We start from the raw sequence: 26,755 nt of genomic DNA on the forward strand, positions 1-26,755 counted from the left end.
TAACCTGAAGGCCGCAGGTTCAAATCCTGCCCCCGCAACCAAATCCCAAACCTAAAGCAAATCAAATTGATTTTATCTATTTTATGAATTCTTCGGGCATGAGCGAGTATACGCTTGAGTTCTCGCAGAGAAACGTTTCCAAAGCGAGTTTTCTACGCGAAGAGAGCGTGAACCGCGGAGAAGGAAGTGAGTAAATTCCCCTAAGAATATTACCGTTGATCCTAAGTTACACATTATCAACAGATTAGGGCGCTCTATGGTCGAATCCGTGGTTCGAATCCCATCAAGAGCAATGGTGCTTATTTAAAGCTTTGTCGCGAATTCTCTTATGCGCTCAATGATTTTCTCGAAGGTGGGGCGCTCTCGATAATAGAGGGACCTCGTGCTGCGATAGGCTGCCTGATATTCAGCGGAGACGGCTTCGTCGGTGACGTTGAAGGCCGGATTGACCGTCAGATCCCTCTCCTCAGACCGGAACCGCTTTTTCTTGTGAGCGAAGTAGCTGTCGCTGCCCAAAAACTCGAGAACCTCGGTATTTCCGAGAAGCGCATAGACATCGTAGTAGTGACGCAGGAAGTTCGCGGGAAACTCTCCTGTTTCGCGCTGCTTGCGGAATTTCGTGGAGATCGTCTGAAGTTTTTCCACCAGCGTGTAGCCGGGATGGTAACAAACGATGCCAAGCGCGCGATTGTCGGCAATGTCCACCTTGTCGAAGGCAAATTCGTAGGCCCATGAACTGATGTCGACCGGCCGGTTCGGTGTGACATCGTCGAATCCGAGCTCCAGGAGGACGCCTTCCTTCAGGTCCGTTTCATCTGAGGTTGCCGTGGGATAATGCAGGCGGATGCCGCCGCTTCGAAACTTCTCGTCATCGAAGACATGATCCCGCTCGACACTTATTATTCCGTCGATCGAGATTTCTTCCGCCAGCCTGTCATAGAAATTCTGCCGGCTTTCAATTTGTTTCGGCTTGTCCTGATTGCGGCCGACGGCGACAGCCATTCCCTCGGGCGGATTTATCCGAAGATCGATGTCTTCGGAGAAGCGGTCGATAATTCCGAAGCCCTTGGAAAGCGATGTGCCGCCTTTCAGCTCGAAGGAATACCCCGCCAGCTTCAGGCCGAAGAGGCAATGCATGATCCAGTAGTCCTTTTCCACCAGGGCAGGCAGAATACCCATCTCTTCGCCGACGATGCGGAGCAAGTCTGCGAACTCCGGGTGCCGGTGCAGATAATCACCCATCTGCAGCTTCCAAGTCAGCGAGGACGTCTCTGAAGAACTTCTTCGCCCGCACGCCGCCATAGCCTTCGGCGGCCTGTCGCAGGGCATGGTGATCGAGCTGTTTCGCTGTCCTCCTCACGCGTTCCAGCACCTGGGTTTCGTCCTCGGCAAGCCGTTTGAGATTGTTGACCAAGTCGACCACCAAGAACTCTTTGGTTGCGATTGCTGGAAACTCGGGCTTCATCCGGAAATCATAAACCCGACTTCCAAGCTTGAAGCGGCCATGGCGCTTCTTGTTATACACAACGGCTTCGTTATAAAGCTGTGTGGCACCGACGCCGAGGGCATTATAGGTATTTGGCGTCAGCAGCAGAAACCGCTTGTCCTTCAGAAACGCTTCCACGAGGTCGCGGTCACTGGCTGGCGCGTGCCCAAAGCTGGTGGTTTTCGGGCGCATGTAGACGCCGCCGGAGAGCTTTCTCAGCTCACCGGCATCCAGCAACTTCCGAAGGTCCCGATCCACCGAGGTGGTCCATCGCGTCAGGTCTGCTCTGCGATAAACCTTGCCCGGGACAAGATGTTGTTTCAGTTCGTCCAATTTGGTCATGTTTTTCATACCTACCCTCAAAATAGGGCATGGCGCGGATTGTGCAAGTATTTTCATTAAAAATTCATGCACATCAGCAACGGTTGGGGTATGCCGCTTCCCAGACCTGAAATAGTCCGCCGTGATGGCTGGTAGGAAGAGATTTCAGTAGAGCATAGGATAGCTGTGGTGTTCGCAAAGAAAGATGGTTGCGAGCCCGAGCAACCAAATCTGACGCTACGCTATCCTACAGTAGGCCAAAACTACGATCCAGTACGCCAAAACGCTACGATCATCCACGCTAAATCTGCCTCACAAAACACAAATTCCAAAATCATCAGGTGCAAAGCGAGAGCTGTCCGCCCTATGACGCATCGCAGCCATAAGTACCGAACGCGCCGTCAGAGATCGGTTTGATTTCGCTGTCGCTGATGGCCGTGCCTATAATTACAAGGCGGTGAAAAGGCTGCGACACTATCTCGGCCAGCTTCATGAACGACAGGTCAGCTACCATTATGTCGGCACACTCTGCATGGACAGCTTGATTTTCACCTCAGCTGAGCGGACACTGCTTGCCGACATCAATAAGCTGCGCAGTAAAATCTGGAAAAGCTATCCCAACTGCATCATGCCCGTGGTAAAGCTATCTGATTATGCTGCTTCCTGCAAAAGTGTAGCAAAGACCTCGGCTGGTGTCTTAAATCCAAGACACTTGCGCGGCGTTGCATTGAGATTATGGGCGAAGGCAGTCAACTGCGCCTGGCTGACCTGCGTCAGATCCGTGTTGCTGGGTAAATACCGTCGGATGCGCTTGTTGATGTTCTCAATAGCGCCTTTTTGCTAGGGTGAATTGGGATCACAAAACCAGCTTCTTGCCCCCATTCCATCTTCCAAAGCCTGATAAGCCATAAACTCGGAACCACGATCAAAGGTAAAACTGCGGCGTGCGTGATAAGGCACTGCGCCGAAGGTCTGAATGATTTTGTTCATGATAGGCTTTGAGTGCCGACTGCTGTTTTTAATGATGACGCAATAACGGCTATTGCGTTCAACAAGCGTCATGACATTGGCTTCCCCAAGGTCACGTTCAAAGATAATCAAATCACCTCCCCAGTTACCGAATTGCAGACGATTGCCAATAAAATCAGGACGTTGATGAATACGAAATGCTTCTGGAATGCGGGAACCGCCTGATCGTCTGGTACCGCGCGGGCAGCGTTTTGTTCGCATCTCAGCGAGGTGTTCATACAGCTTCAGCGCGTATTCTTCCTTTGAATAGATGAAACGATAGATTGTTTCTGCACACAGACGTATTGCGCTCAGACCATGGCTAATCAGTCGCCCGCAGATCTGTTCCGGCGACCAGCCATCACTAAGGTGATCGATCACGGACTTCCATAGCTCATCATACCGGATGAGCTTGCGTTGCTTCGAACGCCGCTCGCGGCATTTCTCGTCAGCAATCGTAAAGTAATAGCCATTTAAATCCTTAATCTCATCATCGTTAAACTGATTGCGTTCCAGTTCACGAAAAATCGTCGAGCGATGCCTTCCAAGCTTCTCAGCAATAACGTCAGCGGAAAGCTTTGCAGTGCGCCAGCGTGCTATTCTGCGACGCTCATCCAAATCAATTTGCGAATAGGTGCGGTACGCTCTTCGAGCGTAAATTAGCGGGGAGACGAACTTCTTCAAAACTGCCGGAGCTAAAGAACTCGTCATGGCGAAGCCGTTGGTGCCGGCCGGCATGGTGGCCAACACGCTGCAGGTGGCGCTTCAGGCGGCGTAGCGGTTTGTTTTGGATCTCGGCCTCAGGGAGATGTCGGGCAGAGGGAGGTTTCGGACGTGGGGAATTTTACAGGCAGCTAAGGAGAGGGCGGAGCTTGATACAAAGCTCGCCTCAGCGTTTGGCGGATGAACACCCTCCGGTGAGGTCCGCGCGACGCATCATGGGACTATAGCGATGCCGTGAGAAAGCGTCTGGAAGGTTGAAGATGCGTGAGGGTGTCCCTTCGGTCGGGGCCGCTCATTCGAGACAAAGCTGAGAAGGCAGAAGACCCAAACAGAGGAAAGCGGGATCGGGGGACATTGTGGACCCTAACGGGCTGCCCTCTGACGGCGTTTTCGTCGTCAGCGTCACACTCCGCGAAAACCGAACGTCGGCGGGCCAGTTGCGTTTCATTCATGCCGGGCCGAGGCAATTCTCGACTTTCGCTGCTGGCGGCGAATGAATCGGAAAGACATTCCGGCAGATAATCTGAGTTCGCTGGAGAATGGCCGTTATTATCCGCGAATGCCGGTATGATGTGTGACAAAACCTCTGATAAGATTGCGAACCATTAGAGGATTTGTAACATGCTCTCGGCGCAAGACTCGCAAAAAGCAAAGCTCAGAAGCCTCCTCGCTGCGCGCAGCATGGTGCATGCGCATGAACTGCGCGAGGCTGGCATCAGCGCACAAACGATTGCGCGCGCCGTCGAGTGCGGTGAAATCGAGCGTATCTCGCGCGGCGTTTATCAGAAGCGTGACGCGGAAGTCCAAGAGAACCAGATCCTTGCTGAAGCCATCATGCGTGCGCCCAAAGGAGTGATCGCTCTGGTGTCGGCGCTCACCTTCCACGGACTGACCGACCAGATGCCGCGGCGCGTCTGGATAGCGATCGGGACGAGCGATTGGGCACCCGTGCAGTCCTATCCCCCGCTGCGTATGGTCCGCTTCACGGACCCCTATCTGCGACAGGGCATCGAACATCAAGTAATCGCCGGCATAGACGTTCAGGTCTATTCGATCCCGAAAACACTTGCTGACCTTTTCAGAAACCCCAAACTGGTGGACCGATCGGTTGCTGTCGAAGGCCTGCGTGCTGCTCTCCAGCAACGCAAGGCAACTCCAACCGCAATCGCCCAGGCCGCGAAGGCCGGTGGCGCCTGGAAGGTCATGCAACCCTATCTTGAGGCGCTCACCTTCAGTGGCTAAAGCACCAGCGAACACGGCGAAGTCGATCAAGGATCGGCTGCTCAATATCGCCCGCAAAGAAAGTCGGGCCTTCGACGTCTTGCTGGTGCGGTTCGCGCTCGAACGGCTGCTGTATCGCCTGTCAATCTCAGCGCATCGGGACTGCTTTGTCCTGAAAGGCGGCATGTTGGTGGCCGACGATAATCGGGTGACGCGGGATGCGGACTTTCTTGGACAGGGGGACGCAGACCCTGCACGCCTGATCGCCGACTTCCGGGAGATCATGGCGATTGAGAGCGGCGACGGACTCGCCTTCGACATCGATGCGCTCGCTGCAACAGTCATTCGGGAAGAAATGGAATATGGCGGCTTTCGTCTCAAGACTGCAGCCGATCTCGAAAGGACCCGCATCCCCATCACAATCGATATCGGCTTCGGAGACGCTATGGCCGATGCGACGCAGCGGCTCGACTATCCAAACCCTGCTAGATTTTCCCGTTCCGCAGGTTCGTTCCTATCCGCCTGCAACGGTGATCGCCGAGAAATTCCAGGCGATGCTGGCGCTTGGTGTTCTCAACGGGCGTATGAAAGACTATTACGACCTGTGGGCGATATCGCGCGCGATCGACATTCCCGCTGACGATCTGGATGCGGCCATCCGCGCGACGTTTGAACGCTGCCGGACGCCGATCCCAAAGGAACGCCCACCAGGCCTGTCGGTCGAGATGTTTGGCGACGAAGGGAAGCAGCGGCAATGGCGTGCTTACGCCGCATCGCTCGAACTAGACGCTGTTTCGCTGGAATCGATCATTGAACGAGTTTGGGAGTTGGTCGGCCCGTCATGCGCGCGGATCGTAGCAAGAAGCGAGAATGAGGCATGACCGGGGGTCACGCCATCATTGACGTCTGGGAAGAGATCAATGATATCACCCAGCGCATGCTGACACTCACACTGCGCAATCTCGAACGTAACCGTATCATTACACGCCACTATTTCCCTCAAATACCACCACGTGTTGAGTATGAGTTGACGGATATCGGCCGCGGAGCCTTGCACGCCCTGGAAGGATCCAACTTCTGGATCCGCGACAATCTGGATGTCATTAAGGCGCACCGACGCACTTACGATCAGGCGGCGTTGTGATCCAGTTTTCCTGGTTGGGATCAAAAGCTCAGACGCTGCCTCAGGCAAGCGGTGCCTGCCTGCGACCGCAGTCTGCATTTTCGATGACCGACCTGAGGCCCCGGCATAGGCATGCATGGGGCATTTAAACGCTCGTCAAAGTCGTGGTTGCAGCAAACATGAGAATGGCCGCAAAGGCGCGTATCCTCGAACGCAAATAGAAGTTGCAACGAACCAAGGGTTGTTTGGTCCCATAACCTTGTGGACTATGACGGTGATTGCCATGTCCCTTACCTTTAAAAGGGTCTGGATGTTCAAATGTCCCTCGGAAACCTCAGGTGTCGCTTTTGAGGATGCGGGATTTGCAAGCACTGGAAACAGTGAGGAGAAGCTTTGTTACGGTGAAATCAATGACGATGATCTATATATTTGATGAAGGTTGATGATGAGAGTTATTTAGAAATCATAATCAAGATCAGAGGATTTGAAGGGAGCGGTTTGATGCGGGAATATTTCGATATTCTCTTAGTGCCCGACTCAAAATTCGAGCCTTGCGATACGCCGTGTCATTCGCCTGATTGACGAGATGAACATCCATGCCTCTGCGGATGCAACTGAGGCCTCCCAGTCTTTTGCCAGACGGCGGCAGCGATTGAGCCAGGCGAAGGTTCGCTCGACGATCCACCGTTTGGGCAAAACTACAAAGCCCCTGACCTGATCGGAGCGCTTGACGATTTCAATTGCCAGCGCTTCGATATGTGCCACAGCAGTTGTTAGCTTTTCGCCAGCATATCCGCCATCGGCAAAGAGTTTCTTCACAGCCGGATAGTTGTCACAGGTGCGATTGATCAGATCGAGTGCACCGTCCCGGTCCTGAACGTCGGCAGCATGCACGATGCCTTCCAGCATATTGCCCGTCATATCGGTCACGATATGGCGCTTGCGCCCTTTGATCTTTTTGCCAGCATCATAGCCTCGTGGACTGCCAGATTCCGTCGTCTTGACCGACTGGCTATCGATAATAGCGGCTGTCGGCTCCGCCTTGCGGCCTTCCGCCAGCCGTGTCACCGCAACCAGCATTTCATTGATAAGATCAAGCAAGCCGTTGTCGCGCATCCGGTAGAAATGGTACTGCACCGTCGTAAACGGCGGGAATTCCTTCGGTAATTGCGCCCATTGGCAGCCGATTGTCGCGATGTATTGGATTGCGTTCCACAATATGCGTGGATCATGCTCGCGCGGACGGCCGACTTTACCCATCGGCTGCAAAAGCGGCGCAACAACTGCCCACTCATCGTCGGTACAATCGCTTGCATAGCGCAAGCCACGTCTGGCATAGTCTCGCCGGGCGGCTTCAGTCCAGGCCATGTGATCCTCCGTAGTCTTGGTAAACCAAAGAGAATCATAAACTACTGAAATCGCTCAACTTAATTTTCGGTTCGGCTCTTAGGAACGTGCACATAAATTCTGACAGTGAACGTATGAAAGCCGGCTGATAACAACGGTCTCTTGAGGATATAGCACTTGGTTGGAGAACAGCCGCCAGCTCCATGACAGTCGGCGGCTGTTGCTTTCAAGAACTCAACGTCGTTTTCAAAGCCGGTTATTTGTAAGCGGAAACCACGATTTCGATCAGCGTATCCCCACCCAAATCAGCAACGCCAACCGTTGCACGGGTTGGCAGCAGCGAAGGATCAATCCACTGCTTCCAGACCTTATCCATTTCAGGCTTCCTATTGAGGTCTGTTACGAAGATGGTGGCTGCCAGAAGCTTGTTCTTGTCCGTGCCTGCCTGTGCCAGATAACTGTCGAGCTTGGTGAGGATCTCACGGGTCTGGCCGGCCATATCAAGGCTTTCATCATCACAGGTGGTTCCTCCGACATAGACAATGCCGTTGTGTTCAACGACGCGATGCATGATCGGCGTCTGAATGAAACGCTCAGCCATAGTTTAATCCTTTCAGATGGTTGGGGAATTTTCCGGCTGCTCGCCATTCACGGCGAAAACAGCATCGGGGGTTTGGGGGAGTGCTGCGATTTCGCCGAGCGGCACCGGTTTCACCGGCGCGCGCAGGCGATAGAAGCCGACTGTTTGAGGTGCACGGTCTTGTACCTCGGCCAGAATGTCCGTGACGGTGGAACTGCACATGCGACCCTGACAGGGTCCCATGCCGCAGCGGAACATGGTTTTAAGCTGGTTGGGGCCGGCGATCTTGCAGGCCGCCGCGTCGCGAATTGCACCTGCTGTCACTTCTTCGCACCGGCAGACAATCGTGTCTCTGTCCGCCGGTGCGCGAAATGCCTGTGAAGGCAGATAAAGCGCATCGATAAAGGATCGACCGCGTTCGACGCGTCGCACTTGCCCCTGCAGCTTTGCGATTTTTGACGCCAACGACGTTGCGAGTTCCGGAAAGATATCCTGACAGGCCGCAAGCGCCGCAATCCGCCCGCTCTGCTCAGCAACCAATGCACCGCCGATGCCACTGCCGTCACCCGCAATGTAGATGGTCGCAACAGACGAACGCCCGTTGCTGGCGAGCTGCGGTTGAAAGCATTTCTGGCCGTCGTTCCAAACCAGGGCACAGCCCGAAGCATTGGCGAGATTGTTGTTGGGGATCACACCCTGATGCAGGAAGACGCTATCGACACTAAGCCTGTGTGTCTTGCCTTTCGCGAAAAAGCAGATCGCTTCTGCTTCGCCTTTTCCTTCAATAGCAATATCGGTCACGCCCGAATAGACCGGCACCGACTTGCGCACCTTCAGAAGAAGTGAAAGACCTTTTAAGGCATAGGGCGAGAAGAGGAACGAGATCAGCCGCGAGCTGGCCTTGGTATAATTTGCTCCGGGTGTCGTATCGAGCAATGCTGACACCTTGCCACCGGCCTGCAAAAGCTGCGCGGCGAACATATAGAGCAGCGGGCCTGTTCCCGCTAAAACCACATTTCCGGTGGGCAGAAGGCCGGAGGCCTTCAACGCTATCTGTGCTGCGCCAATGCTCATAACGCCCGGCAAGGTCCAGCCCCTCAAAGGCATCGGACGCTCCATGGCGCCAGTTGCGAAGATGACGCGACGCGCTTTAACAATCCCACTCTTGCCACCGACCGATACGCGCAGATCGACACTGTTGGAGCTGTCGCTATCCTGTGGTTCCACACTCCAGACGAGCGCCTGCGGCACATAGCTGACACCGCTGGTGATGAATGAGTTCAGGAGTTCTTTGCCTCTCCAGTAGTCAGTCCCGAGAAACGGCCTTCGGGCAGTGGTATTGTGTTCAATGCCACGGTAAATCTGTCCGCCGGCTGCAGGGTTTTCGTCGAACACAACCACGTTAGCGCCAGCGGCGCTTGCCTCTGTGGCTGCCGACATGCCGGCCGGTCCCGCACCGACAATGGCGAGGTCGTAAAAAGCGTCGAGCGCATGAAGAGTGGAAATTCTCTTGAGCATTGGCATCATGGTTCCACCTGGCGCGCACCGGTCTGGGAAGAAATGATCATTCCATTGGCCACAGGCGTCATGCATGCCTGACGGTTCTGAACACCATCAATGGTGACCAGACATTCAAAGCAGATACCCATCAGGCAATAGGGCGCGCGCGGCTGATCACCAACAACGCTGTTTCTGAGCCGGATGATGCCCTCTCCAAGCAACGCTGCGGCGACAGTTACATGAGAAGGCACCGTTAAGGTGCGCGCATCGAATGTGATCGTCACGGTTTCTTCTGGCGTCTCAGTTTTCAGGAACATATTAGGAGACATGGAACCTCCGGCCGGAGAACACATCACCAGCAAGCTCTTTGACATCGGTTGCTATTTCCTGCGCCACGATCAGCGCGTGATTGGCTGCAAGCGTGACGCCGGAATGGCACATGACGGCGTAAGCACCGGGGTGGCTTTCGGATTGTTCGTAAATCGGCAGGCCGTCCGGTGTCTTGACCCGAAAGCCCGCCCAACTGCGAATGACATTGACCTTGGAAAGATGCGGGAATGTCCGGACTGCCCTGTTGGCCAGAACCGCGCTGATATCCTGATTGGTGGCGATCCGATCCGTGTGAGTTTCCTGACTGTCGCCGATCATCACACCGCCTTCATCCGCTTGCCGCAGCGTGGCCGCGGTGTAGGGGAAGAAAGGTGCGCATTTCTCCGTTACAAGAATTTGGCCTTTGCTGCGCAAGACCGGCGCTTTAAGACCGACACTCTCGGCGAGCTCTGCATTGCCGTTACCCGCAGCCAGAATGACGCGCTCGGTAAAGACCTCGCCCCATAAACCGCTTAAAAGAAAGCCGCCACCCCGCGGGGTGATGGAAGAGACTTCACAATGCGGTTGATAGCCAGCGCCGAGTTTGATCATGCCGATATGCAAGGCGCGAAACAGGCGCAACGAATTTACATCGCCGTCCATCGGCGAATAGATCGAACCGATCACATCCCCCCCGAGTGCCGGCAGCATTCTGGCCGTTTCCCGATGGTCGAGCACGACGTGTTCCGGGGCGTCATTGCCAAGTTCGCGCGCGACTGTCGCAACGTCTTCGGCAAACATTTCAAGCTCACGCTCGGTGAGGCAAAAAGTGAAAGCGCCGGTCTGTTTGAGCGCTACATCAAGTCCGGTGACATCTCGCAACTCCTCTGCAAATGTAGGCCACAGGCGCGCAGATTGCATGGTCCAACGGGCATAGTGTGGTGCGCCTACGCCTTTGCCCTGTACCCAGATGAGTGCGAAGTTGGCGCGGGATGCGCGCATGGACAGGTCTTCTCCGTCGAGAAGCATTGGTTGCAGACCGGATCGGGCGAGGCCCCAGGCGAGGGTAGCGCCAACCAGTCCCGCTCCGATAATGACTATGTTCTGATCCGGCAATCTGCGCATTCGTAAATTCAATCTGCTGTCACAGTGTCGTCAGGGAAGGGCCTGACGGCGGTCAGGCCCGATTGCGTCGGCTCAGTTTTGTGGGCTCACGTCCACTTTAAACCACTTCTCGGAAAGCTTTTTCACCGTGCCGTCGGCGATCGCTGCCTGAATTGCTGTATCGAAGCGACCCTTCAGGGCGGTATCGTCCTTGCGCAGGCCGACGCCGATCATGCCGAAGACCTTACCGGAAAAAAGCGGGCCGGCTAGCTTGGCACCCTTCAAGTCGTCCTTTTCGAGAGCCACAGCAAGAACTGTGGCATTGGCGACAACCGCATCCACACGACCGCTGGTCAGGTCGAAATTGTGTTCCTCTGCGGTTTTATACTCACGGACATTCGTGCCATTCTTGAAATATTGCTCCATGAAGGCCGAAGCGGTTGTTGAACCCTGAACGCCGACGGTCTTGCCATTGATTTTCTTGGCGATTTCTTCGAGCACAGGCTTGGCCGCCTCAGAATCTACATTCAGCGGCTTGCCGCCTTCCGGCAGATCGGCGAGGTCGCTATCACCCATAACTGCAAAGGAATTGATGGCTGCCGCATAAGGCGACGAAAACGCGATCACCTCCTCACGCTTCGGCGTGATGCTCATGCCCGCCATGATGGCGTCGTACTTGCCGGCGGTCAGCGAGGGAATGATGCCGTCCCAGTTCTGTGCGGTGATTTCGCATTTCACTTTCAAGCGCTCGCAAAGGTCTTTGGCGAGATCGATCTCGAAGCCTTCCAGCACGCCGTTGGGGCCAGAAAAATTCCACGGCGCATAGGCACCTTCAGTCGCGATGCGGACGACATCTTCGGCATGCGCTGTCGGGGCAACGGCGAGAACGCCGAGGACGGAAAGGACGATTTTCAGTTTCATATGTTCACCTCTGTTAAAGAACTGATTGATCAGTTTCATATGTTTTGTTTGGAAATGAATTGCCGGAACCGATCGCTTTTGGGGTTGGCAAAGACCTCGTCGGGCGTTCCTTCTTCTTCAATCACACCCTGGCGTAGAAACACGACACGGCTGGAAACATCGCGGGCGAAGCCCATCTCGTGGGTTACAACCAGCATGGTGCGCCCCTCTGCCGCCAGATCGCGCATGACCTTTAACACTTCGGCCACCAGTTCGGGGTCGAGTGCAGAGGTCGGCTCGTCGAACAGCATGATCTTCGGACGCATCGCCAGCGCGCGAGCAATTGCTGCGCGTTGCTGTTGGCCGCCGGAAAGATGCGCAGGGTAGAAATTGCGCTTATCCGCTATGCCGACCCGCTCCAGCAGTGCTTCAGCTTCTGCAAGGCACTCCGAGCGATTTCGCTTCTGCACATGCACAGGCGCTTCGATCAGATTATCGAGGATGGTCAGGTGCGACCACAGATTGAACGACTGGAACACCATCGTCGCCTGACCACGCAGCCGTTGAACCTGTTGTGTGTCAGTGGGACGAGGCGCACGTCCTGGCTGCTGATCGAGCTTATAGGTCTCTCCGTGAATAGCCACGCTGCCCGCGTCCGGCACTTCCAGCATATTGATGCAGCGCAGCAGTGTGGACTTGCCAGATCCTGACGCTCCCAGAATGGAGATGACTTCACCCTGATGGGCCTGCAAGGACACGGAATGCAGAACCCTGTGCGCGCCGTAGCATTTTTCGAGGCTTTTGATTTCGACAGCAGGCGTTTCGAAATGTTGCATTATGCGTTTCCTCCGGCAGGCACGATGTCAGGCTGGCGCTGGGCGGCGGAAAGGCGGTATTCCACCAGCTTGAAGATTCTGGTGACCACGAAATTCAAGAGGAGATAGATCGCGCCCGCGCAGATGAAGACTTCGACCGGCCGGTAGGTGGCAGAAATCAGCTTGGCCGCCAGCCCGGTCACTTCCATCATTGTGATGGTTGATGCCAGCGCCGTGGACTTCACCATCAAGATAACTTCATTCGAATAGGCGGGTAGCATCTGCCGCAGAGCCTGCGGTGCAAGAATGCGGCGGACAAGTGTGAAGCCGCTCATGCCATAAGCGCGCGCCGCTTCGATCTGCCCTGCCGCGACCGACAGAACGCCACCACGGATGATTTCGGCGCTATAGGCAGCTGTATTGAGCGCCAGAGCCAGCACCGCGCACCAATAGGGATCGCGTAGAAACGGCCAGAGAAAGCTCCTGCGCAGTTCGGGAAACTGGCTGAGACCGTAATAGATGATGTAGAGCTGGACCAACAGCGGAGTGCCACGCAGCACGAAGATGTAACCGCGCGCAATAAGGTCCAGGATCAGATTGCCCGACAGGCGCATCGTAGCCAGTAGGGTGGCCAGCACTGCGCCACTGACAACGGAAAACGCCATGAGTTGCAGCGTCAGCGGGATACCGCGACAGAGCTGGACGAAACTGTCGAACATGAACGGAAGGTCGAGAATGCTCAATTTGCCCTCCGAATGCCGCGCATTGCGCGCTTTTCGGCGTTTCTGAACAACAGGCCCGATGCGAATGTGATCACGAGATAAAGCAGCCCGGCGGTCAGAAAGAAGGTAAATGGCTTGCGGGTTGATCCAGCGCCGATTTGCGCCTGACGCATCAGTTCAACCAGTCCGACCACCGAGATCAGTGCGGATTCCTTCAAGACGAGCTGCCACACATTGCCGATGCCCGGAATGGCAAAGCGCGCCGCCTGCGGAACCATTATGCGACGAAACAGCAGACGCGGCGGCATGCCATAGGCTTTGGCAGCTTCGATTTCGCCTTTGGGGAGTGCAAGCACTGCGCCGCGATAAACTTCGGCCTGATAAGCGCCGGATACCACGCCGATGGCCAGTGCGCCGGTGACGAAAACGGGTGCGCTGACGAAACCTTGTCCACCAAAGAACGTACCGAGCTGGCTTAACAGAGTGCTGCTGCCAAAATAGAACAGGTAAATAATCAGTAGGTCCGGTATCCCGCGAAGCACGGTCGAATACCCATCCGCCGCAATCCTGAGAATACGCTGAGAGGAAAAAGACGCAGCCGCGGCAAACATGCCAAACACTGTGCCAGCCGCGAAACCGCAGAATGCTACCGCGAGCGTCATCCCAGCGGCCCGGAGCATGTCGTGACCCCAACCATCCTGAGAGAAGCCTATTATTTCCAGATAGGCGCTGACCGCACTCAATTGCATTGTTCCCATTTTTATGTCCGCTGCTTTCATCGCGACGGTACGATTATGAGAAAGGTTTGACAGTGGGCCTCAATACAGTCAAATTCGAAATGAAGCCTAGAGCATAACCAAATATTATGGTGAAACATGAACCTGCGTCAGGTCGAAGCGTTCCGAGCAGTCATGTTGACCGGAAAAATGACAGCTGCAGCGGAACTGATGTCGATCACGCAGCCCGCCGTGAGCCGCCTGATCCGCGACTTTGAGATCGATACCAAACTCAAGCTCTTTAACCGTCGCGGAAACCAGTTGATCCCCACACAGGCCGCCATGACGCTGTTGCAGGAAGTGGAAAGGGCCTATGTCGGGCTCAATCGAATCAGGAGTTTCGCCGACGAAATTAGTCGTCAGAATGCAGGCATGTTGCGTATCGCGGCCATGCCTGCACTCGCCAATGGGATCATGCCGCGCTTCCTTGCACGCTTTCTCAAACCCCGTCCCAATATTCATGCTTCCCTAAACGGCATTTCTTCCGCGTTGGTGGTGGAGTCGGTTGCGTCAGGGCAGGCCGATATCGGCTTTGCAGACGGCCCGCTGGACAGACCCGGGTTCGATATCGAAACGCGTGCTATACCGGCAGTGGTTGCGGTCCCGGAGGGACACCGACTGGCAGACTATAGGGAAGTTTCTCCTCAGGATCTCGCCAATGAACGGATGATCACACTTGAACCGGGATCGCTTTTTGCTATGCGCGTTGAAGTTGCGCTTGCGCGCATCCCGCGATCGGCCACCATTGAAACCCGCCTGTCACACACGGCGCTGACACTTGTGGCAGAAGGCGCCGGTATCACAATCATTGACCCGTCCTCTGCAACCGATTTTCGCGGGCGCGGTGTGGTGACGCGGCCATTTAACAGCTTTGTTGATGCAGGGTTTCTTATCATTCGTCGGAGCAACCGCCCTGACAACAGCCTGGCTCAACGGTTTATCCACGAGTTCTGGGCCTATCATGAAATGCTACTGGCGCATGAATGAACGGTTCATGACGTAGGCGAGGGAGATTCGGCCAAGCGGCTTTGCGCTTTCATCTCGGACATCCGCACAGCTTTCTACATGTCAGAGCAGTCTTCAGCTCTCAGACCTGTCAAGGTTCTCGAAGGGATGGATGCTGACAATCGAATGCAGTTGGCATCACGATGGAGTTAGCCGCAAGGAACACTGCCGTCGACCACCGCACGCGAATCGTGCCAACGTCATTGAATGCGCAATACGGATGAACAAATCGACTGGCAACGAGGCGCCTGCCAAACCAGCCGGCTGACAGTCCGCTATTGGCGATCAGGGGGGCATAAACCTTCCCTGGTCGGTTTGCATGGACTTTTTGGAAACGGTGCCTGCCTCTTGCCGATGGCACGAGCATTGGCGGATTTTGATGTGGTCCTTCCCGATGCCCGCGGCCATGGTGGAACGAGCTCGCCTGTGACAGGCTACCGATATACGGACCATGCAAGAGATGTTATCGAACTCATCAAATATTTGAAGCTAGATCGGCCGATCTTGATCGGCCATTCAATGGGCGGCATGACGGCTGCGCTCGCTGCTGCCGAGCTTGGTTCGTCGGTGAGGGCCGTTGTTCTCATAGATCCAACCTTCCTTGGCGCGGAGATGCAGCGTGAAGTCTACGAAAGTGGTGTTGGAGAAGAACATCAGCAGTTGCTCAAACGGCCGAGAGATAGCCTAATCAACAGAGCGCGCCAGAAAAGTCCAAACCGTTCGGTAGAAATGATCCGTTATCTTGTCGACGCTCAACTCCAGACCAGTATCAATGCCTGTGATATTCTCACTCCACCAAACCCGGATTGGCGCGAAGTGGCGCGGGCAATCAACGCGCCGACACTCCTTGTGACAGCTGAGCGTGGCATCGTCTCGCGCGAAGTGGCGCGAGAGTTGCAGGGTCTCAACTTTTTGTTCCGCCATAAACACGTTGCTAATATTGGCCACGGGCTGCCCTATGACGCGACTAAGATGCTGGGCTCAATCCTGTCTTCATTTTTGGCTCAAGTGGCTGCCTTCGGGCCCGGCGTTGCGTCTACGGAATAACTGACGAGGACGTCTTAGCTGCCGGACTGCTTCGCGTCTTACTTCGGTCATTCAAATCTCAACTCGGAATTTCCAAAAACAGACGCGCATCATACAGGAGAAATATACGCGAGTGCGTATAATTATATTTTACACGCAAATGGGTATAACAGCCATTGTCGCTTGCGGTGCAGCCATCCTTTAGGCACGATAGCCAAAATGGCTCTTTTGGGTGATTTGCCTCTTGAAAGCCATGGCAGCGAAAGACGCCAAAAACGCCTTCGGCATGATGATCAATCTGGCGCGGGCCGAGCCCGTCAGACCGGCAGCAGCCTCCGTGCTTAATGAGATGCTTGGTCAAACAACTATTTGGACACAGCGTGTTTTAAGCGGGTAGATTTGGCGTAATGCTGCACGAAATATTGTGCCGGTGTCGTCCCAAGCGCCTTCTTGAACATCGTTATGAAGGCATTGACCGATTCATAACCGAGTTCGCCGGCAACAGCCTGGACGCTTGCACCACTTGCCAATTGCCGAAGCGCTAAAACCAGATGCAACTGCTGGCGCCATCGGCCGAATGTCAGTCCTGTTTCCACAAGCATCAGACGCGCCAGTGATCGCTCGCTCATGGCGACTCGTTTCGCCCATTCACCCAGCGTGCTGCGATCTGCAGGATTGATGGTCAGGGCGGCCGCAATCGTTTTGATCTTGGCATGGCTGGAAACCGGTAGGTTGAAATGTTCGCGTGGCATCATTGCCAATTCATCAAGCACCACACGCGCAATTCGGGCAGCATGGCTATCCCAACGATAATCCGCATGCTCCTGTGCCAGCCGATGCACCATTTCCCGGATCATGGGAGAAATGGAAACGGTGCAGCATTGTTTTGGCAGAACGGCTGCATCAGGCTCGACAAACAGATAATTCAGCCTGGCATTCGCTGTCGCCTTCGCACTATGGGGTATCCGACCCGGTATCCAGACCCCGCAATTGGGAGGCACGATCCATATTTCTTTGTTTGTGGTGCAGGTAACCGCGCCATGCAGCGCAATAATCAGCTGGCCTTTGCGATGGCTATGGATCGGGACTTCCGCCTGGTAGTCACAAAAGTCGAGTTCCCGCGCAAGCGCTGGCAGATCACTGAGATCAGGGTCATAGGAAAGATTGGCGGGCTGCAAGCGATCCATCATTGGCAGGATTGAGATATTTTTTGTCAGGATAACGAATTTATTTAGCTTTGCAATGCAGCGATATTGCCGGCATGAACGCAGTTCCTCATTTTTACAAACGCTCTTTAGGCATCGGCGCCTCGTGGCGGTCGATGGTTGCGGGCTGCCTCCGCTCCCCCGCCATCAAGGCAGACGCAAAAGCGCTGGTCTTTTCGATCAAGAGTTTTGCTGCTGCAATGCTCGCCTATTACCTATCGCTGCGCATCGGGCTTTCCAAACCATCCTGGGCCATCGTCACCGTCTATATCGTCTCGCAAGCGTCTGCCGGCGCATCGCTTAGCCGCGGCCTTTATCGTCTGGTTGGAACGATGGTCGGGGCGATCGCCACTGTTCTGATTATTCCCAATTTCGTCGATGACCCGATCCTGTGCAGCATCGTTCTCGCCTGCTGGATCGGATTTTGCCTCTATCTGTCGCTTCTCGACAGGACGCCCCGTTCCTACGCCTTTGTGCTCGCCGGCTATACGGCGAGCCTCATCGGATTTCCCGGCCTGCTCGATCCCGGGACGATATTTGATGTGGCCTTGATGCGTGTGCAGGAGATTTCTATTGGCATTCTCTGCGCCGTTCTCCTGCACCGCTTCATCTTGCCCATAAGTTCCGGTGAGCAGTTGACGGCTAAGCTCAAGACGACAGTAAAAGATGCGCGGCAGCTGGCGGTCGACACGCTTGGCGGCAAGGCGGCAACAGACATTTCTCGCGACAGCAAGTGGCTTGCCGTCGATCTTCTTGTCCTGCAAGGACTGGCGGCGCATCTCCCTTACGATGCCGCACCTTTCAGGCTGGAGCGAAAGAAATTGCGGGTCTTGCACGATCGCCTGGCGCGCCTGCTCCCGCTTTGCGCCGATATTGCAGACCGGCTTCATGCCTTGAAGGATGATGATGAACCCATAGCGGCTGAGCTGGCTGATCTGCTGCAGGAGATCGCGGGATGGATAGAGGCACCGGCTCTATCCAATCAGCATGATCCAGCGCGCGGCTTGATCGAAAAGGCGTCATCGCTGAAGCCATGCGCAGAATATGGACCTGCGTTGTCTGATCGGCGGATCGTCGCCAATCTCGCTGGTCATCTGGCTGAACTGGTTACACTGCTGTCGGATTGCAATGGGCTCCAGCACAATCTCATGGGCGCTGGTCGCCTTTCTCACCTTCACGGGCCGCACCTTGCTACAGGATACGCCTATCATCGCGACCGGTGGATGGCAGCACGGGCCGCCATCGGAGCGATGACGGCTATTCTGATCGGTTGCGCTTTCTGGATCTGGTCTGCATGGTCGGAAGGCGGCATGGCCCTTTCCATTGTTGGGGTATGCTGCACCTTGTTTGGAAATTTCGATGCACCGACGCCCTTCCTCATTCGATATATTAAAGGCTTGGTCTATGGGGTTGCCATCAGTCTTCTTTATAGTTTCGTTGTCTTGCCGCAGGTCGCCGATTTCAGCACGCTGATGGCCGTGCTTGCGCCTGCATTTCTGCTTGCCGGCTCACTGCAGGCGCGTCCACCCACCACTTTCATGGCACTGGGGATCACCCTGACCATTCCGATCCTCGGAGGCCTCAACCCAATCTATGACGCCGACTTTGCCCAGTCGCTCAATGCGGTGCTTGCAGTGTTTGCTGCCACAGGCTTTGCAGTGATCAGCATGACACTGTTTCAAACGGTCACTGCCGACCATGCCATCAAGCGGCTGCTTCAGATAAGCCGCCGGGATGTCCGTCGCAGGGCCTTGCGCCAGAAACCAGATGCCCGAAATAACTCTGCATCGAACTGGACCGGCTTGATGATCGACCGGACCGCTTTGCTGTTGCCGCGTGTTCAAGGGGCAAAGAATTCCTATACCGATGTGCTCGACGACACGCTGCATCATCTTCGCGTTGGTCATGCCGTGATGCAGATCGTCCAAGCGCGGGCAGAATTGCAGGGGGAAACCGCCGCCGCGATCACCGCGCTCCTGTCGGAGATCGCTCGATATTTCGATGGCAGGCATCGTTGCGACTGCAGGCAAGCCTTTGATCTGGAAGGGCAGATCGACACGCTGATGGCGGCAAATGCCGAGCCCGGCGATGAAAAACAGGCCCCGCTCATCGACCACCTCATTGATCTTCGCTTCGCCCTCGGGATTGGATTGAGGATGGAGGCCAGGCGATCATGATCACCGATTTCAACAGTGACGGTGTCTTTTATCCCGGCCTCCTGGTCCTGGCGATTGCCGCGCTTGTCGTCACCATAGGCATTGTTCAGTTGCTGGCTACGATCGGTCTGTTGCGTGCGCTCGCCCATCGTCCACTCATCGAACTTGCAGTTTTCATCTTCATCTATGCTCTGCTCTTGCAGGTCTTAACCACTTCCGGTTCCTTTTCATGACATCCCTCCTATCCCTGTTCAGCCGTTATCTTATCACACTCTGCGTCGTTGCCCTTGCTGCTTTGGTCGCTTTCCATCTCTGGCAGCGATACGAAAGCATGGCCTGGACGCGCAACGCTCGCGTCAGCGTCGATGTTGTGCAGATCGCGCCGGAAGTTTCAGGCACAATCCATTCGGTGTCCGTACACGACAATCAATATGTCCATCGCGGTGACATCCTCTATGCTATCGACCCCGAGCGTTTTCGTCTCGCGGTCATCAATGCAGAAGCGGAGGCTGAGGCCAGGCGTCAGGATATGCTGATAAGGCAGGCGGCTGCCAGAAGACGAAGCAGACTGGGCGACATCGCCTCACGCGAGGTCATCGAGCAGGCGGCGGGGGAGGCGGCGCAGGCAGCCGCAGCCTATCAAGGTGCCAAGGCGGCCCTCGAACTTGCGAAACTCAATCTCGCGCGGACCATGATCCGATCTCCTGTCGAGGGTTATGTGACGAACCTGCGCTTGCGCGACGGCGAATACGCCAAGGCCGGCGAGACCAAGATAGCGATCATTGATAGAGCGAGCTTCTGGATTACCGGCTATTTCGAGGAAACCAGATTGAGGCGGATCCATATCGGTCGCCCCGCACGTATCAAACTCATGGGGTTCGATCAGCCGGTGACAGGCCATGTCGAGAGCATTGGCCGGGGTATTGAAGACGATAATGGTGCGCCCGGCCATCTTGGACTTCCCAATGTTGCGGCGACTTTCTCCTGGGTGCGCCTCGCGCAGCGCATCCCTGTTCGAATTCATATTGATCGGGTTCCTGCCGCGGTTATGCTCGTTGCCGGAATGACCGCACAAGTGGAAATCGCTGCAGCGGAGGATGACGGCTCCTCTTTCAGGAAGCGTGACCAGTAAGCCTTCGCAAATTGTCCTGTGCTGGCTATACAGAATGCCAATCAGCAAGCAGATAAAGCTAGATCCGCAGCACAACCGATCCGCCTGCCAAACCTGCGCCAGCTGCGGTCAAAAGAAGGATTTCGCCTGGGGAAAAGTCACGCTCCCGGCGCGCAAGGGAGAGCGAGAGCGGGATCGTGGCAGCCGACGAATTGCCGTAGTCGCGGATCGTCTGCAACATTTTGTGGCGGGGGATGCCGAGATCGTTGCAAACAGTGTTAAACAGTCGTGCATTGGCCTGATGCGGAATGAACCGATCAACACGATCCACGCTCATCTCCGCGCGGCGCAAGGCCTGCCGTGCGGTTCCGGTCATCAAAGCTGAAGCCCGCGCAAAGACTTCGCGACCATCTCGCATTGTCATCAGAAACGCTTCCGCATCAATTTCGCTCGAATAGGGTCGGTTGCTACCGCCCGCCGAAATCTTGATTAGATCATAGCCGCTCCCATCCGATACAAGATCGAGTGAAAGAACTCCGCGCTGCGGATCATCATCGGGCGCCAGCACCACCGCACCGGCCGCATCAGCAAACAGGGCTGAGGTGTTGCGATCATTGAGATTGATGCGGCGACTAAGAATGTTTGCTGCAACGATCAGGACAGAGTGGCCATGAAGCCTGACGAAACCATCGGCAAGCGCCAGCGCATAGAGGAAGCCTGAGCAGGCGCCTGCCAGATCGACCGCACCCGATCTCTCAAGTTCAAGTCTGTGGCTCAGCAAGGGCGCGGAGGGCGGAAGAACATGATCTGGCGTCGAGGTCGCGAGCAGCGTGAGCGCGATTTCCGGTCGCCCGATTCCGGCATCATCGATCGCCATCCGACCAGCCGCTTCCGCAAGCCCGGTCAGTGTGTCATCGTCATCCGCCCAGTAACGGCTTCGAATACCGGTCCGTCGCTCGATCCAGCCGGCTTCAAGGCCCAGTCTTTGCTCGATTTCTGCACTAAAGACACATTGGTGCGGTATGGCATGGCCAAATCCGATGATGCGAGATGAACGGACAGCGCTCATCGCGCATCCTCCAGGACGATTGATGCAACTTCATCCACTGCGTCATAGGCAAGACTGAGCTCAGCATCACTCATGCAATAGGGCGGCATCAGGTAGAGGACGTTGCCAAGCGGACGAATGAGGATTCCGCGATCGCGAAACAATTGGCGCATTCGGGGGGCTGCTTGCGAAAGATAGCCGTTTCCTTGCCCGACAAGGTCGAGCGCGGCAAGCGTGCCGCACTGACGGATGTTGGCAAAGCGCGGATCGTTGTCGAAGCGGGCCAGGTTGAGCCGCTGTGCGGTTTCAAGCGCGTGCACGCGCTCGAGCACCGGCTCGTTCTGCCAGACTGCGAGATTGGCGACCCCCGCCATACAGGCAATCGGATTGGCTGCATAGGAACTGGAATGAAAGAAAGTCTTGCGCCGATCCTCTGACAGATGCGCCTCATAGACCTTGCCCACACAAAGCGTGACGGCAAGCGGCAAAGCGCCGCCGGTCAGACCTTTCGAAGTGCAGAGGATATCCGGTGTGATGCCGGCGTGCTCACAAGCAAACATCGTTCCCGTTCGTCCCCAACCCGTCATCACCTCGTCGGCTATGAAAAGACATTGATAGCGTTCGGCAATAGTCTTCAACCCGGCAAGTGTGGCGGGTCCGTACATTCTCATGCCGCCGGCGCCAAGCACCAGAGGCTCGATCAAAAGCGTTGCCACCCGCCCGCTGCGGCAGAGCTTCTCAAACTGATCCAGCGTCTGCTGTTCCAATCCGGCTTCCGGAAACGCAATCCGGTCAACACCAAACAGCAGCGCTTCATAGGCAGCGTTGAAAACGCCTCGCTCACCCGCAGACATCGTGCCGATCGTATCGCCGTGATAGCCCGCTTCCATCACGACAATGCGATCACGAGGCTCGCCCCGATTGTGAAAATATCCAAGGGCCATCTTGATCGCAACTTCAGCGCTGGTCGAACCACTGTCCGAATAAAAGACATGCGCGAGCCCCGGAGGAGCCACCGCGATCAGTCCCTCGGCAAGCCGTTCCGCTGCCTGATGCGAGAACTCTGCAAAAATGATCTGGTCATAGCATTCGGTCGCCTCGCGGATTGCCTGCATGATCGTCGGATGTCGATGGCCATGGGTGATCACCCACCAGGATGAAATGGCGTCGAGGATTTTCCTGCCAGTTTCATCGACAAGATAGCAGCCATCGGTAGACGCAATCCGTGTCATTGGTGGCTCAAGCGCATGCTGGGTGAATGGGTGCCATACAAGCGAATGCATCAAACAAGGCCTCCTCTCAAATGGGCCAGATCGAAATTTTCAGAGAATGCAGCCCGCAGCGCTGCGGCATTGAGGTCAGGGAGCCAGGGCAACCGACCGAGTTCAGCCACGCAGCCCATCCTGGCGATCACACGTTGTGTGTCGCGGTTCTCCTCGCCGATGAAGGCAATGCCAGCCACCGGGATGCCGCGATGCCGCAGCGCCTGAAGTGACAGCAATGTATGGTTGATGGTGCCAAGCGAGGTCCGCGCGCAGAGGATGACCGGAATCTGCCAGTGCGCGAATATATCGGCAAAAACCACATCCTCGGTGATCGGGACAAGAACTCCGCCTGCGCCTTCGATCACCAGTGGGCCATGCGTCTGGGGCGGATCCAGTCGAGCCGGATCGATCTCGATACCGTCGCGGCCTGCGGAAAGATGGGGTGATACGGGCGTCTGAAGACGATAAGCTTCCGGCAGGATCTGTTCTTGCTTGAGAGCGCCCAGTCGCAACACGGCAGCACTATCCGTCTCCTCAGTCAGACCCGACTGGATCGCCTTCCAGTAAGAGCCTCCCAGTGCGCCGGCAAGCGCTGCGGAAAAAACCGTTTTGCCAATGCCGGTATCGGTGCCGCTCACAACGTAACGCGGGGTCATGTCGTAACCTCGTTTAGAATTGATGCCAGTCGCCCGGTCATGGCGGCGATCTGCGCTGCATCAACATTCAGCGTGATGGTGATCCGCAGGCGTGCTGTGCCAGTCGCAACCGTTGGCGGTAGGATCGCCCGAATGTCGAAGCCCGCTTCCTGCATAAGGCCCGCGATCCGCGATGCCCGGGCATTGTCACCAATCAGCACCGGTTGAATCTGCGAAAAGCTGGGCGTTATTCCGAGCCTCGACGCCAATGTGTTGCCGGCATAACGGCATAGGGCTTTCAGTCTGTCACGGCGATCGGGCTCATCCCTTACGATCCGCAGCGCGGCGCGAACGCCCTCTGCAATCAAGGGAGAGGGCGCTGTCGAGTAGATGAAGCTGCGGGCGTGGTTGACGAGATAGCCGGCCAGCGTCGCAGGCAGGCAAACAAGAGCGCCGCAGACGCCGAGCGCCTTGCCGCAGCCATGCAGCGTGATCAGGTGGGCAGCACCCTTTAAGGGGAAAGCGAGCCCCCGTCCTTCCGGCCCAAAACGCCAGTGGCATGTGCCTCGTCGACCACGAGGAAACCGTCATGACGGATTGCAAGCGCGAGCAGTTCGGCAAGCGGTGCACGGTCGCCATCCATGGAATAAAGGCTCTCAACCGCGATCCATGGCGCCCCCTTGCCGCCGCCTTCCCGCCAAAAGCGAATGGCTTGTTCGACCGCCTCGAGATTATTGTGTGGCACCGCCACAGCGCGCGCACGGCTGCCGAGAATGCCGTCATGCACGCTTGCATGGATCAAGGCATCATAGACGATGAGATCGTCCTTTTGCGGCAAAGTGGAATAGAGCGCCACATTTGCGGCGAAGCCATTGCTGAAATAAAGGGCGGTTTCCGCGCCAAAAAACCTTGCCGCTTCGGCTTCCAGTGCCTCATGCACACAGTGATTGCGTCGCAACAGCCGCGAGCCGGCAGCGCCTTGCGGGATCCCATGATCAATCGCTGTTGCGATAGCCGCCGCGATCTGTGGCGCTGACGCAAGGCCGAGATAGTCATTGGAGGTGAAATCAACGCCCCGCGTCTGGCTCAGGACACGAAGCCGCGACCGGCGCATGAGCCCGGTAAGTCCGGTCTGGTAGCGATCAAGCGCCGGAAAACTCACGCTGCTGCCTCCCGCTCCATGGGCTTTAATCCGAGCCGTTGCAGCAGCGCGCTATCGTGATCTTCGCCTGGATTGTCTGCGGTCAGCAGCGTCTCGCCGACAAAGATCGAATTGGCACCGGCAAAGAAGCAGAGCGCCTGCAACTCATCGCTCATAGCGCTGCGTCCGGCCGACAGCCGAACAAAGGAGCGCGGCATCAAAATTCGTGCCAGTGCGATCATGCGCACGAAATCGACTGGCTCAATCGGTTCGGCATGCGCGAGTTTTGACCCCGGGATCGGGATCAGCCTATTGATTGGCACACTTTCTGGCGGTGAGGGCAGATTGGCCAATGTCACCAACATCGAAATGCGGTCTTCAACCGTTTCACCCATGCCAAGAATGCCGCCGGCGCAAACCTTGATCCCGGCGTTGCGAACATGTTCGAGCGTTTGCAGCCTGTCTTCAAACCTACGGGTGGTGATGATCTGGGAATAATAGCGCTCGGAGGTATCAAGATTGTGATTGTAGTAATCAAGTCCAGCATCAGCGAGTTGCTCCGACTGCTCCTGTGTCAGCATACCGAGCGTCATGCAGGTTTCTAGTCCAAGCGCCCTGACGCCTTCGACCATGGCGACCAGAACATCCATGTCTCGATCCTTTGGGCCGCGCCATGCGGCCCCCATGCAATAGCGTGTCGCGCCGCCATCGCGGGCTTCACGCGCTTGCGCAAGGACGCGCTCAACGGCCATCAGCTTTGAAGCCTTGAGACCTGTCGGATAATGCGCGGACTGGCTGCAATAGCCGCAATCTTCAGCGCAGCCGCCCGTCTTGATCGACAGAAGCCGGCTCAGTTGGATGGCATTGGGATCAAAGTTCGCGCGATGCACCTGCTGGGCGCGAAAGAGGAGATCGTTGAAGGGTAAATTATAGATAAAACCTGCTTCCTGCATCGATCTCTCCATTGAGGCTACATCTGAATCCGGCGCCGTTTCGTTGCGATTGATCGCGGTTGTGGTCATGCAATGCTCCTTGCAGATGCAAATTTCGGTCCGAATCTTCCGTTAAAGGCAGGTTTCGCCATGCTGAGAACGGTTTGTCATCGCGCTTTTCAACCTTTCAATAGGATAGGAACTCGCAAGTTTAAAAAATAGATAAAAGCGAATCACTATAGATAAAGTTTATCCTATGATCGATTATCGCTGCAAGCTGGGCTCAGCTGCGCAGTGGTTGGCGCAGGCAACCCCGCGAGACAGCAGCCGTGCGCAGGCAAGCCCGCGCGCTCCTATCTGCTCAACTATCGTGGGTGGATGGCACTGGTGTAAGATGATGCCAATGCGGAAATGCTACCATCGTAAGCGGGCAATTGCCGATCGGGTGGGGATCTGCAATTGTGCCCCGCGTTGGGCTTTCCAGCAAATTTTTGGCGAAGCAGAGCCAGTCCTCTCGATGCGATGTGTCCGGCTTAATGAAATGACCTTCATCCTCAAGCCACAGATTTCGCGACGCATTATTGGTCTGACTTTGCCTGCTTGATCTCTGCGGGGCATGAATGCGGTCGATCGCAGAACGGGTTTGTCTTCAAATATCTTGATGCTGGGGCAACCGATAATCGGCTGCCCCAGCCAGCTCTCTATCAAGGGCTGAATCAAGCGGTGCTGCGTGGCGGTCTTGCGTGACGCTAGTGCGGCAGGTTTGAATGATTTTCGATTTGACGCTTTCACGCCTTTACCTTATGCCCGCCTGCCGCCGCCTGATTGACGGTAATTGCGATCATGTGAAGAATGTCATCGGCGCTACATCCGCGTGAGAGATCGTTGGCGGGTTTAGCGAGGCCTTGCAGAACGGGGCCGATGGCTTGTGCTCCGCCGATGCGCTGCGCAATTTTATAGCCTATATTGGCGGCCTCCAGATTGGGAAACACAAAGACATTTGCATTACCTTTGAGCGGAGACCCGGGTGATTTCGCATGACTGATTGCTTCAACAAATGCAGTGTCGAATTGCAGCTCCCCATCAACACAAAGATCCGGTCTCCTTGCACGCACAGTGTTGGTCGCCTGAATGACTTTTGATACGCGTTCATGTGCGGCGCTGCCACCAGTCGAAAATGAAAGCATCGCGACCGCCGGATCTTTCCCGGTTAGCTGTTCATAAGAGTCTGCTGACTGGATGGCGATATCGGCCAGTTGGCCGGAATCCGGCTCGACCACAAGGCCGCAATCCGCA

26 protein-coding genes and 3 pseudogenes are annotated in these 26,755 nt (G+C 55.8%); 10 read left to right on the forward strand and 19 right to left on the reverse strand.

The window, feature by feature from the left end:
- Nucleotides 1-303 precede the first annotated feature (303 nt).
- The 3 genes and pseudogenes from CEV34_RS15995 to CEV34_RS16005 all read right to left on the reverse strand — a co-directional run bounded on the left by CEV34_RS15995 (nt 304) and on the right by CEV34_RS16005 (nt 3,475).
- Nucleotides 304-1,242 (reverse strand): nucleotidyl transferase AbiEii/AbiGii toxin family protein, encoded by a 939-nt coding sequence (locus tag CEV34_RS15995; RefSeq protein ID WP_007880511.1) that lies wholly within the window; start codon nt 1,240-1,242, stop codon nt 304-306.
- Entirely contained in the window at nt 1,235-1,837 is a 603-nt protein-coding gene (locus tag CEV34_RS16000; RefSeq protein ID WP_007880509.1) for a hypothetical protein, read from the reverse strand. Before CEV34_RS16000 ends, CEV34_RS15995 begins: the two co-directional genes overlap by 8 nt.
- A 621-nt stretch (nt 1,838-2,458) precedes the next feature.
- A pseudogene (locus tag CEV34_RS16005) lies at nt 2,459-3,475 on the reverse strand (IS30 family transposase).
- Here CEV34_RS16005 and CEV34_RS16010 point away from each other — a divergent pair.
- The 5 genes and pseudogenes from CEV34_RS16010 to CEV34_RS16025 all read left to right on the forward strand — a co-directional run.
- A pseudogene (locus CEV34_RS16010) lies at nt 3,457-3,662 on the forward strand (helix-turn-helix domain-containing protein); the annotation flags it as partial. The pseudogenes CEV34_RS16005 and CEV34_RS16010 sit on opposite strands and share 19 nt — an antisense overlap.
- 497 nt (nt 3,663-4,159) lie before the next feature.
- Entirely contained in the window at nt 4,160-4,780 is a 621-nt protein-coding gene (locus tag CEV34_RS16015; RefSeq protein WP_094543989.1) for a type IV toxin-antitoxin system AbiEi family antitoxin domain-containing protein, read from the forward strand.
- Nucleotides 4,773-5,399, forward strand: a complete 627-nt coding sequence (locus CEV34_RS27640) for a nucleotidyl transferase AbiEii/AbiGii toxin family protein (RefSeq protein WP_328588262.1) — start codon at nt 4,773-4,775, stop codon at nt 5,397-5,399. Before CEV34_RS16015 ends, CEV34_RS27640 begins: the two co-directional genes overlap by 8 nt.
- Entirely contained in the window at nt 5,290-5,640 is a 351-nt protein-coding gene (locus tag CEV34_RS27645; RefSeq protein ID WP_328589886.1) for a nucleotidyl transferase AbiEii/AbiGii toxin family protein, read from the forward strand. Before CEV34_RS27640 ends, CEV34_RS27645 begins: the two co-directional genes overlap by 110 nt.
- Complete coding sequence (locus tag CEV34_RS16025) at nt 5,637-5,903, forward strand: winged helix-turn-helix transcriptional regulator (RefSeq protein WP_007880498.1); 267 nt, start codon at nt 5,637-5,639, stop codon at nt 5,901-5,903. Before CEV34_RS27645 ends, CEV34_RS16025 begins: the two co-directional genes overlap by 4 nt.
- Nucleotides 5,904-6,419: 516 nt before the next feature.
- On the opposite strand, the gene CEV34_RS16035 is transcribed toward CEV34_RS16025, so the two are convergent.
- From CEV34_RS16035 to CEV34_RS16075, 9 genes are all read right to left on the reverse strand, one after another.
- Nucleotides 6,420-7,250, reverse strand: a complete 831-nt coding sequence (locus CEV34_RS16035) for an IS5 family transposase (protein ID WP_094543991.1) — start codon at nt 7,248-7,250, stop codon at nt 6,420-6,422.
- 235 nt (nt 7,251-7,485) lie between these two features.
- Nucleotides 7,486-7,830: a RidA family protein gene (locus CEV34_RS16040; RefSeq protein WP_094543992.1), complete on the reverse strand. Its 345-nt coding sequence runs from the start codon at nt 7,828-7,830 to the stop codon at nt 7,486-7,488.
- A gap of 12 nt (nt 7,831-7,842) precedes the next feature.
- Nucleotides 7,843-9,336, reverse strand: coding sequence for an FAD/NAD(P)-dependent oxidoreductase (locus CEV34_RS16045; protein WP_094543993.1), 1,494 nt, complete (start codon nt 9,334-9,336; stop codon nt 7,843-7,845).
- Entirely contained in the window at nt 9,333-9,626 is a 294-nt protein-coding gene (locus tag CEV34_RS16050; RefSeq protein ID WP_039861051.1) for a (2Fe-2S)-binding protein, read from the reverse strand. The genes CEV34_RS16045 and CEV34_RS16050 overlap by 4 nt, the downstream gene beginning before the upstream one ends.
- A gap of 1 nt (nt 9,627) precedes the next feature.
- The gene (locus CEV34_RS16055) at nt 9,628-10,743 is read right to left on the reverse strand and encodes an NAD(P)/FAD-dependent oxidoreductase (protein ID WP_094543994.1); all 1,116 of its coding nucleotides are present in this window, start codon (nt 10,741-10,743) and stop codon (nt 9,628-9,630) included.
- Nucleotides 10,744-10,815: 72 nt separating this feature from the next.
- Entirely contained in the window at nt 10,816-11,643 is an 828-nt protein-coding gene (locus CEV34_RS16060) for a lysine/arginine/ornithine ABC transporter substrate-binding protein (protein WP_094544006.1), read from the reverse strand.
- A gap of 35 nt (nt 11,644-11,678) precedes the next feature.
- Nucleotides 11,679-12,458: an ABC transporter ATP-binding protein gene (locus tag CEV34_RS16065; protein ID WP_094543995.1), complete on the reverse strand. Its 780-nt coding sequence runs from the start codon at nt 12,456-12,458 to the stop codon at nt 11,679-11,681.
- The gene (locus CEV34_RS16070; RefSeq protein ID WP_094543996.1) at nt 12,458-13,180 is read right to left on the reverse strand and encodes an ABC transporter permease; all 723 of its coding nucleotides are present in this window, start codon (nt 13,178-13,180) and stop codon (nt 12,458-12,460) included. The genes CEV34_RS16065 and CEV34_RS16070 overlap by 1 nt, the downstream gene beginning before the upstream one ends.
- Nucleotides 13,177-13,917: an ABC transporter permease gene (locus CEV34_RS16075; protein WP_374891848.1), complete on the reverse strand. Its 741-nt coding sequence runs from the start codon at nt 13,915-13,917 to the stop codon at nt 13,177-13,179. The genes CEV34_RS16070 and CEV34_RS16075 overlap by 4 nt, the downstream gene beginning before the upstream one ends.
- A 117-nt stretch (nt 13,918-14,034) precedes the next feature.
- On the opposite strand from CEV34_RS16075, the gene CEV34_RS16080 reads away from it, so the two are divergent.
- A complete protein-coding gene (locus CEV34_RS16080) occupies nt 14,035-14,922 on the forward strand; it encodes a LysR substrate-binding domain-containing protein (RefSeq protein ID WP_094543997.1) in 888 nt (295 codons plus the stop codon).
- 225 nt (nt 14,923-15,147) lie between these two features.
- A complete protein-coding gene (locus CEV34_RS16085; RefSeq protein ID WP_268877851.1) occupies nt 15,148-15,987 on the forward strand; it encodes an alpha/beta fold hydrolase in 840 nt (279 codons plus the stop codon).
- A 344-nt stretch (nt 15,988-16,331) separates the two neighbouring features.
- On the opposite strand, the gene CEV34_RS16090 is transcribed toward CEV34_RS16085, so the two are convergent.
- Nucleotides 16,332-17,156 carry an AraC family transcriptional regulator gene (locus tag CEV34_RS16090; RefSeq protein WP_179253559.1) on the reverse strand — a complete coding sequence of 275 codons (825 nt, stop codon included), beginning with the start codon at nt 17,154-17,156 and terminating at the stop codon, nt 16,332-16,334.
- Between the two features lie 71 nt (nt 17,157-17,227).
- On the opposite strand from CEV34_RS16090, the gene CEV34_RS16095 reads away from it, so the two are divergent.
- The 3 genes from CEV34_RS16095 to CEV34_RS16105 are packed head-to-tail and all read left to right on the forward strand — an operon-like array spanning nt 17,228 to nt 20,459.
- On the forward strand, nt 17,228-19,348 hold the full coding sequence (locus CEV34_RS16095) for an FUSC family protein (RefSeq protein WP_235819089.1): 2,121 nt from the start codon (nt 17,228-17,230) through the stop codon (nt 19,346-19,348).
- Nucleotides 19,345-19,560 carry a DUF1656 domain-containing protein gene (locus tag CEV34_RS16100; protein WP_094543999.1) on the forward strand — a complete coding sequence of 72 codons (216 nt, stop codon included), beginning with the start codon at nt 19,345-19,347 and terminating at the stop codon, nt 19,558-19,560. Before CEV34_RS16095 ends, CEV34_RS16100 begins: the two co-directional genes overlap by 4 nt.
- Nucleotides 19,557-20,459, forward strand: coding sequence for an efflux RND transporter periplasmic adaptor subunit (locus CEV34_RS16105; protein ID WP_094544000.1), 903 nt, complete (start codon nt 19,557-19,559; stop codon nt 20,457-20,459). The genes CEV34_RS16100 and CEV34_RS16105 overlap by 4 nt, the downstream gene beginning before the upstream one ends.
- A 58-nt stretch (nt 20,460-20,517) precedes the next feature.
- On the opposite strand, the gene CEV34_RS16110 is transcribed toward CEV34_RS16105, so the two are convergent.
- The 6 genes and pseudogenes from CEV34_RS16110 to CEV34_RS16140 all read right to left on the reverse strand — a co-directional run.
- A complete protein-coding gene (locus CEV34_RS16110) occupies nt 20,518-21,507 on the reverse strand; it encodes a beta-ketoacyl-ACP synthase III (RefSeq protein ID WP_094544001.1) in 990 nt (329 codons plus the stop codon).
- Nucleotides 21,504-22,772, reverse strand: coding sequence for an adenosylmethionine--8-amino-7-oxononanoate transaminase (locus CEV34_RS16115; protein ID WP_094544002.1), 1,269 nt, complete (start codon nt 22,770-22,772; stop codon nt 21,504-21,506). Before CEV34_RS16115 ends, CEV34_RS16110 begins: the two co-directional genes overlap by 4 nt.
- Nucleotides 22,769-23,407 carry a dethiobiotin synthase gene (bioD, locus tag CEV34_RS16120; RefSeq protein ID WP_094544003.1) on the reverse strand — a complete coding sequence of 213 codons (639 nt, stop codon included), beginning with the start codon at nt 23,405-23,407 and terminating at the stop codon, nt 22,769-22,771. Before bioD ends, CEV34_RS16115 begins: the two co-directional genes overlap by 4 nt.
- Nucleotides 23,404-24,548 (reverse strand): annotated as a pseudogene (locus CEV34_RS16125) (8-amino-7-oxononanoate synthase). Before CEV34_RS16125 ends, bioD begins: the two are co-directional and overlap by 4 nt.
- The gene (bioB, locus tag CEV34_RS16130) at nt 24,545-25,492 is read right to left on the reverse strand and encodes a biotin synthase BioB (RefSeq protein ID WP_235819090.1); all 948 of its coding nucleotides are present in this window, start codon (nt 25,490-25,492) and stop codon (nt 24,545-24,547) included. Before bioB ends, CEV34_RS16125 begins: the two are co-directional and overlap by 4 nt.
- A 755-nt stretch (nt 25,493-26,247) precedes the next feature.
- Nucleotides 26,248-26,755, reverse strand: a 508-nt coding sequence (locus CEV34_RS16140; protein ID WP_268877852.1) for a phosphate acyltransferase, incomplete at its 5' end; no start/stop codon positions are given.

This window comes from Brucella pseudogrignonensis, from assembly GCF_002252525.1.
Taxonomy (GTDB): Bacteria; Pseudomonadota; Alphaproteobacteria; order Rhizobiales; family Rhizobiaceae; genus Brucella; species Brucella pseudogrignonensis.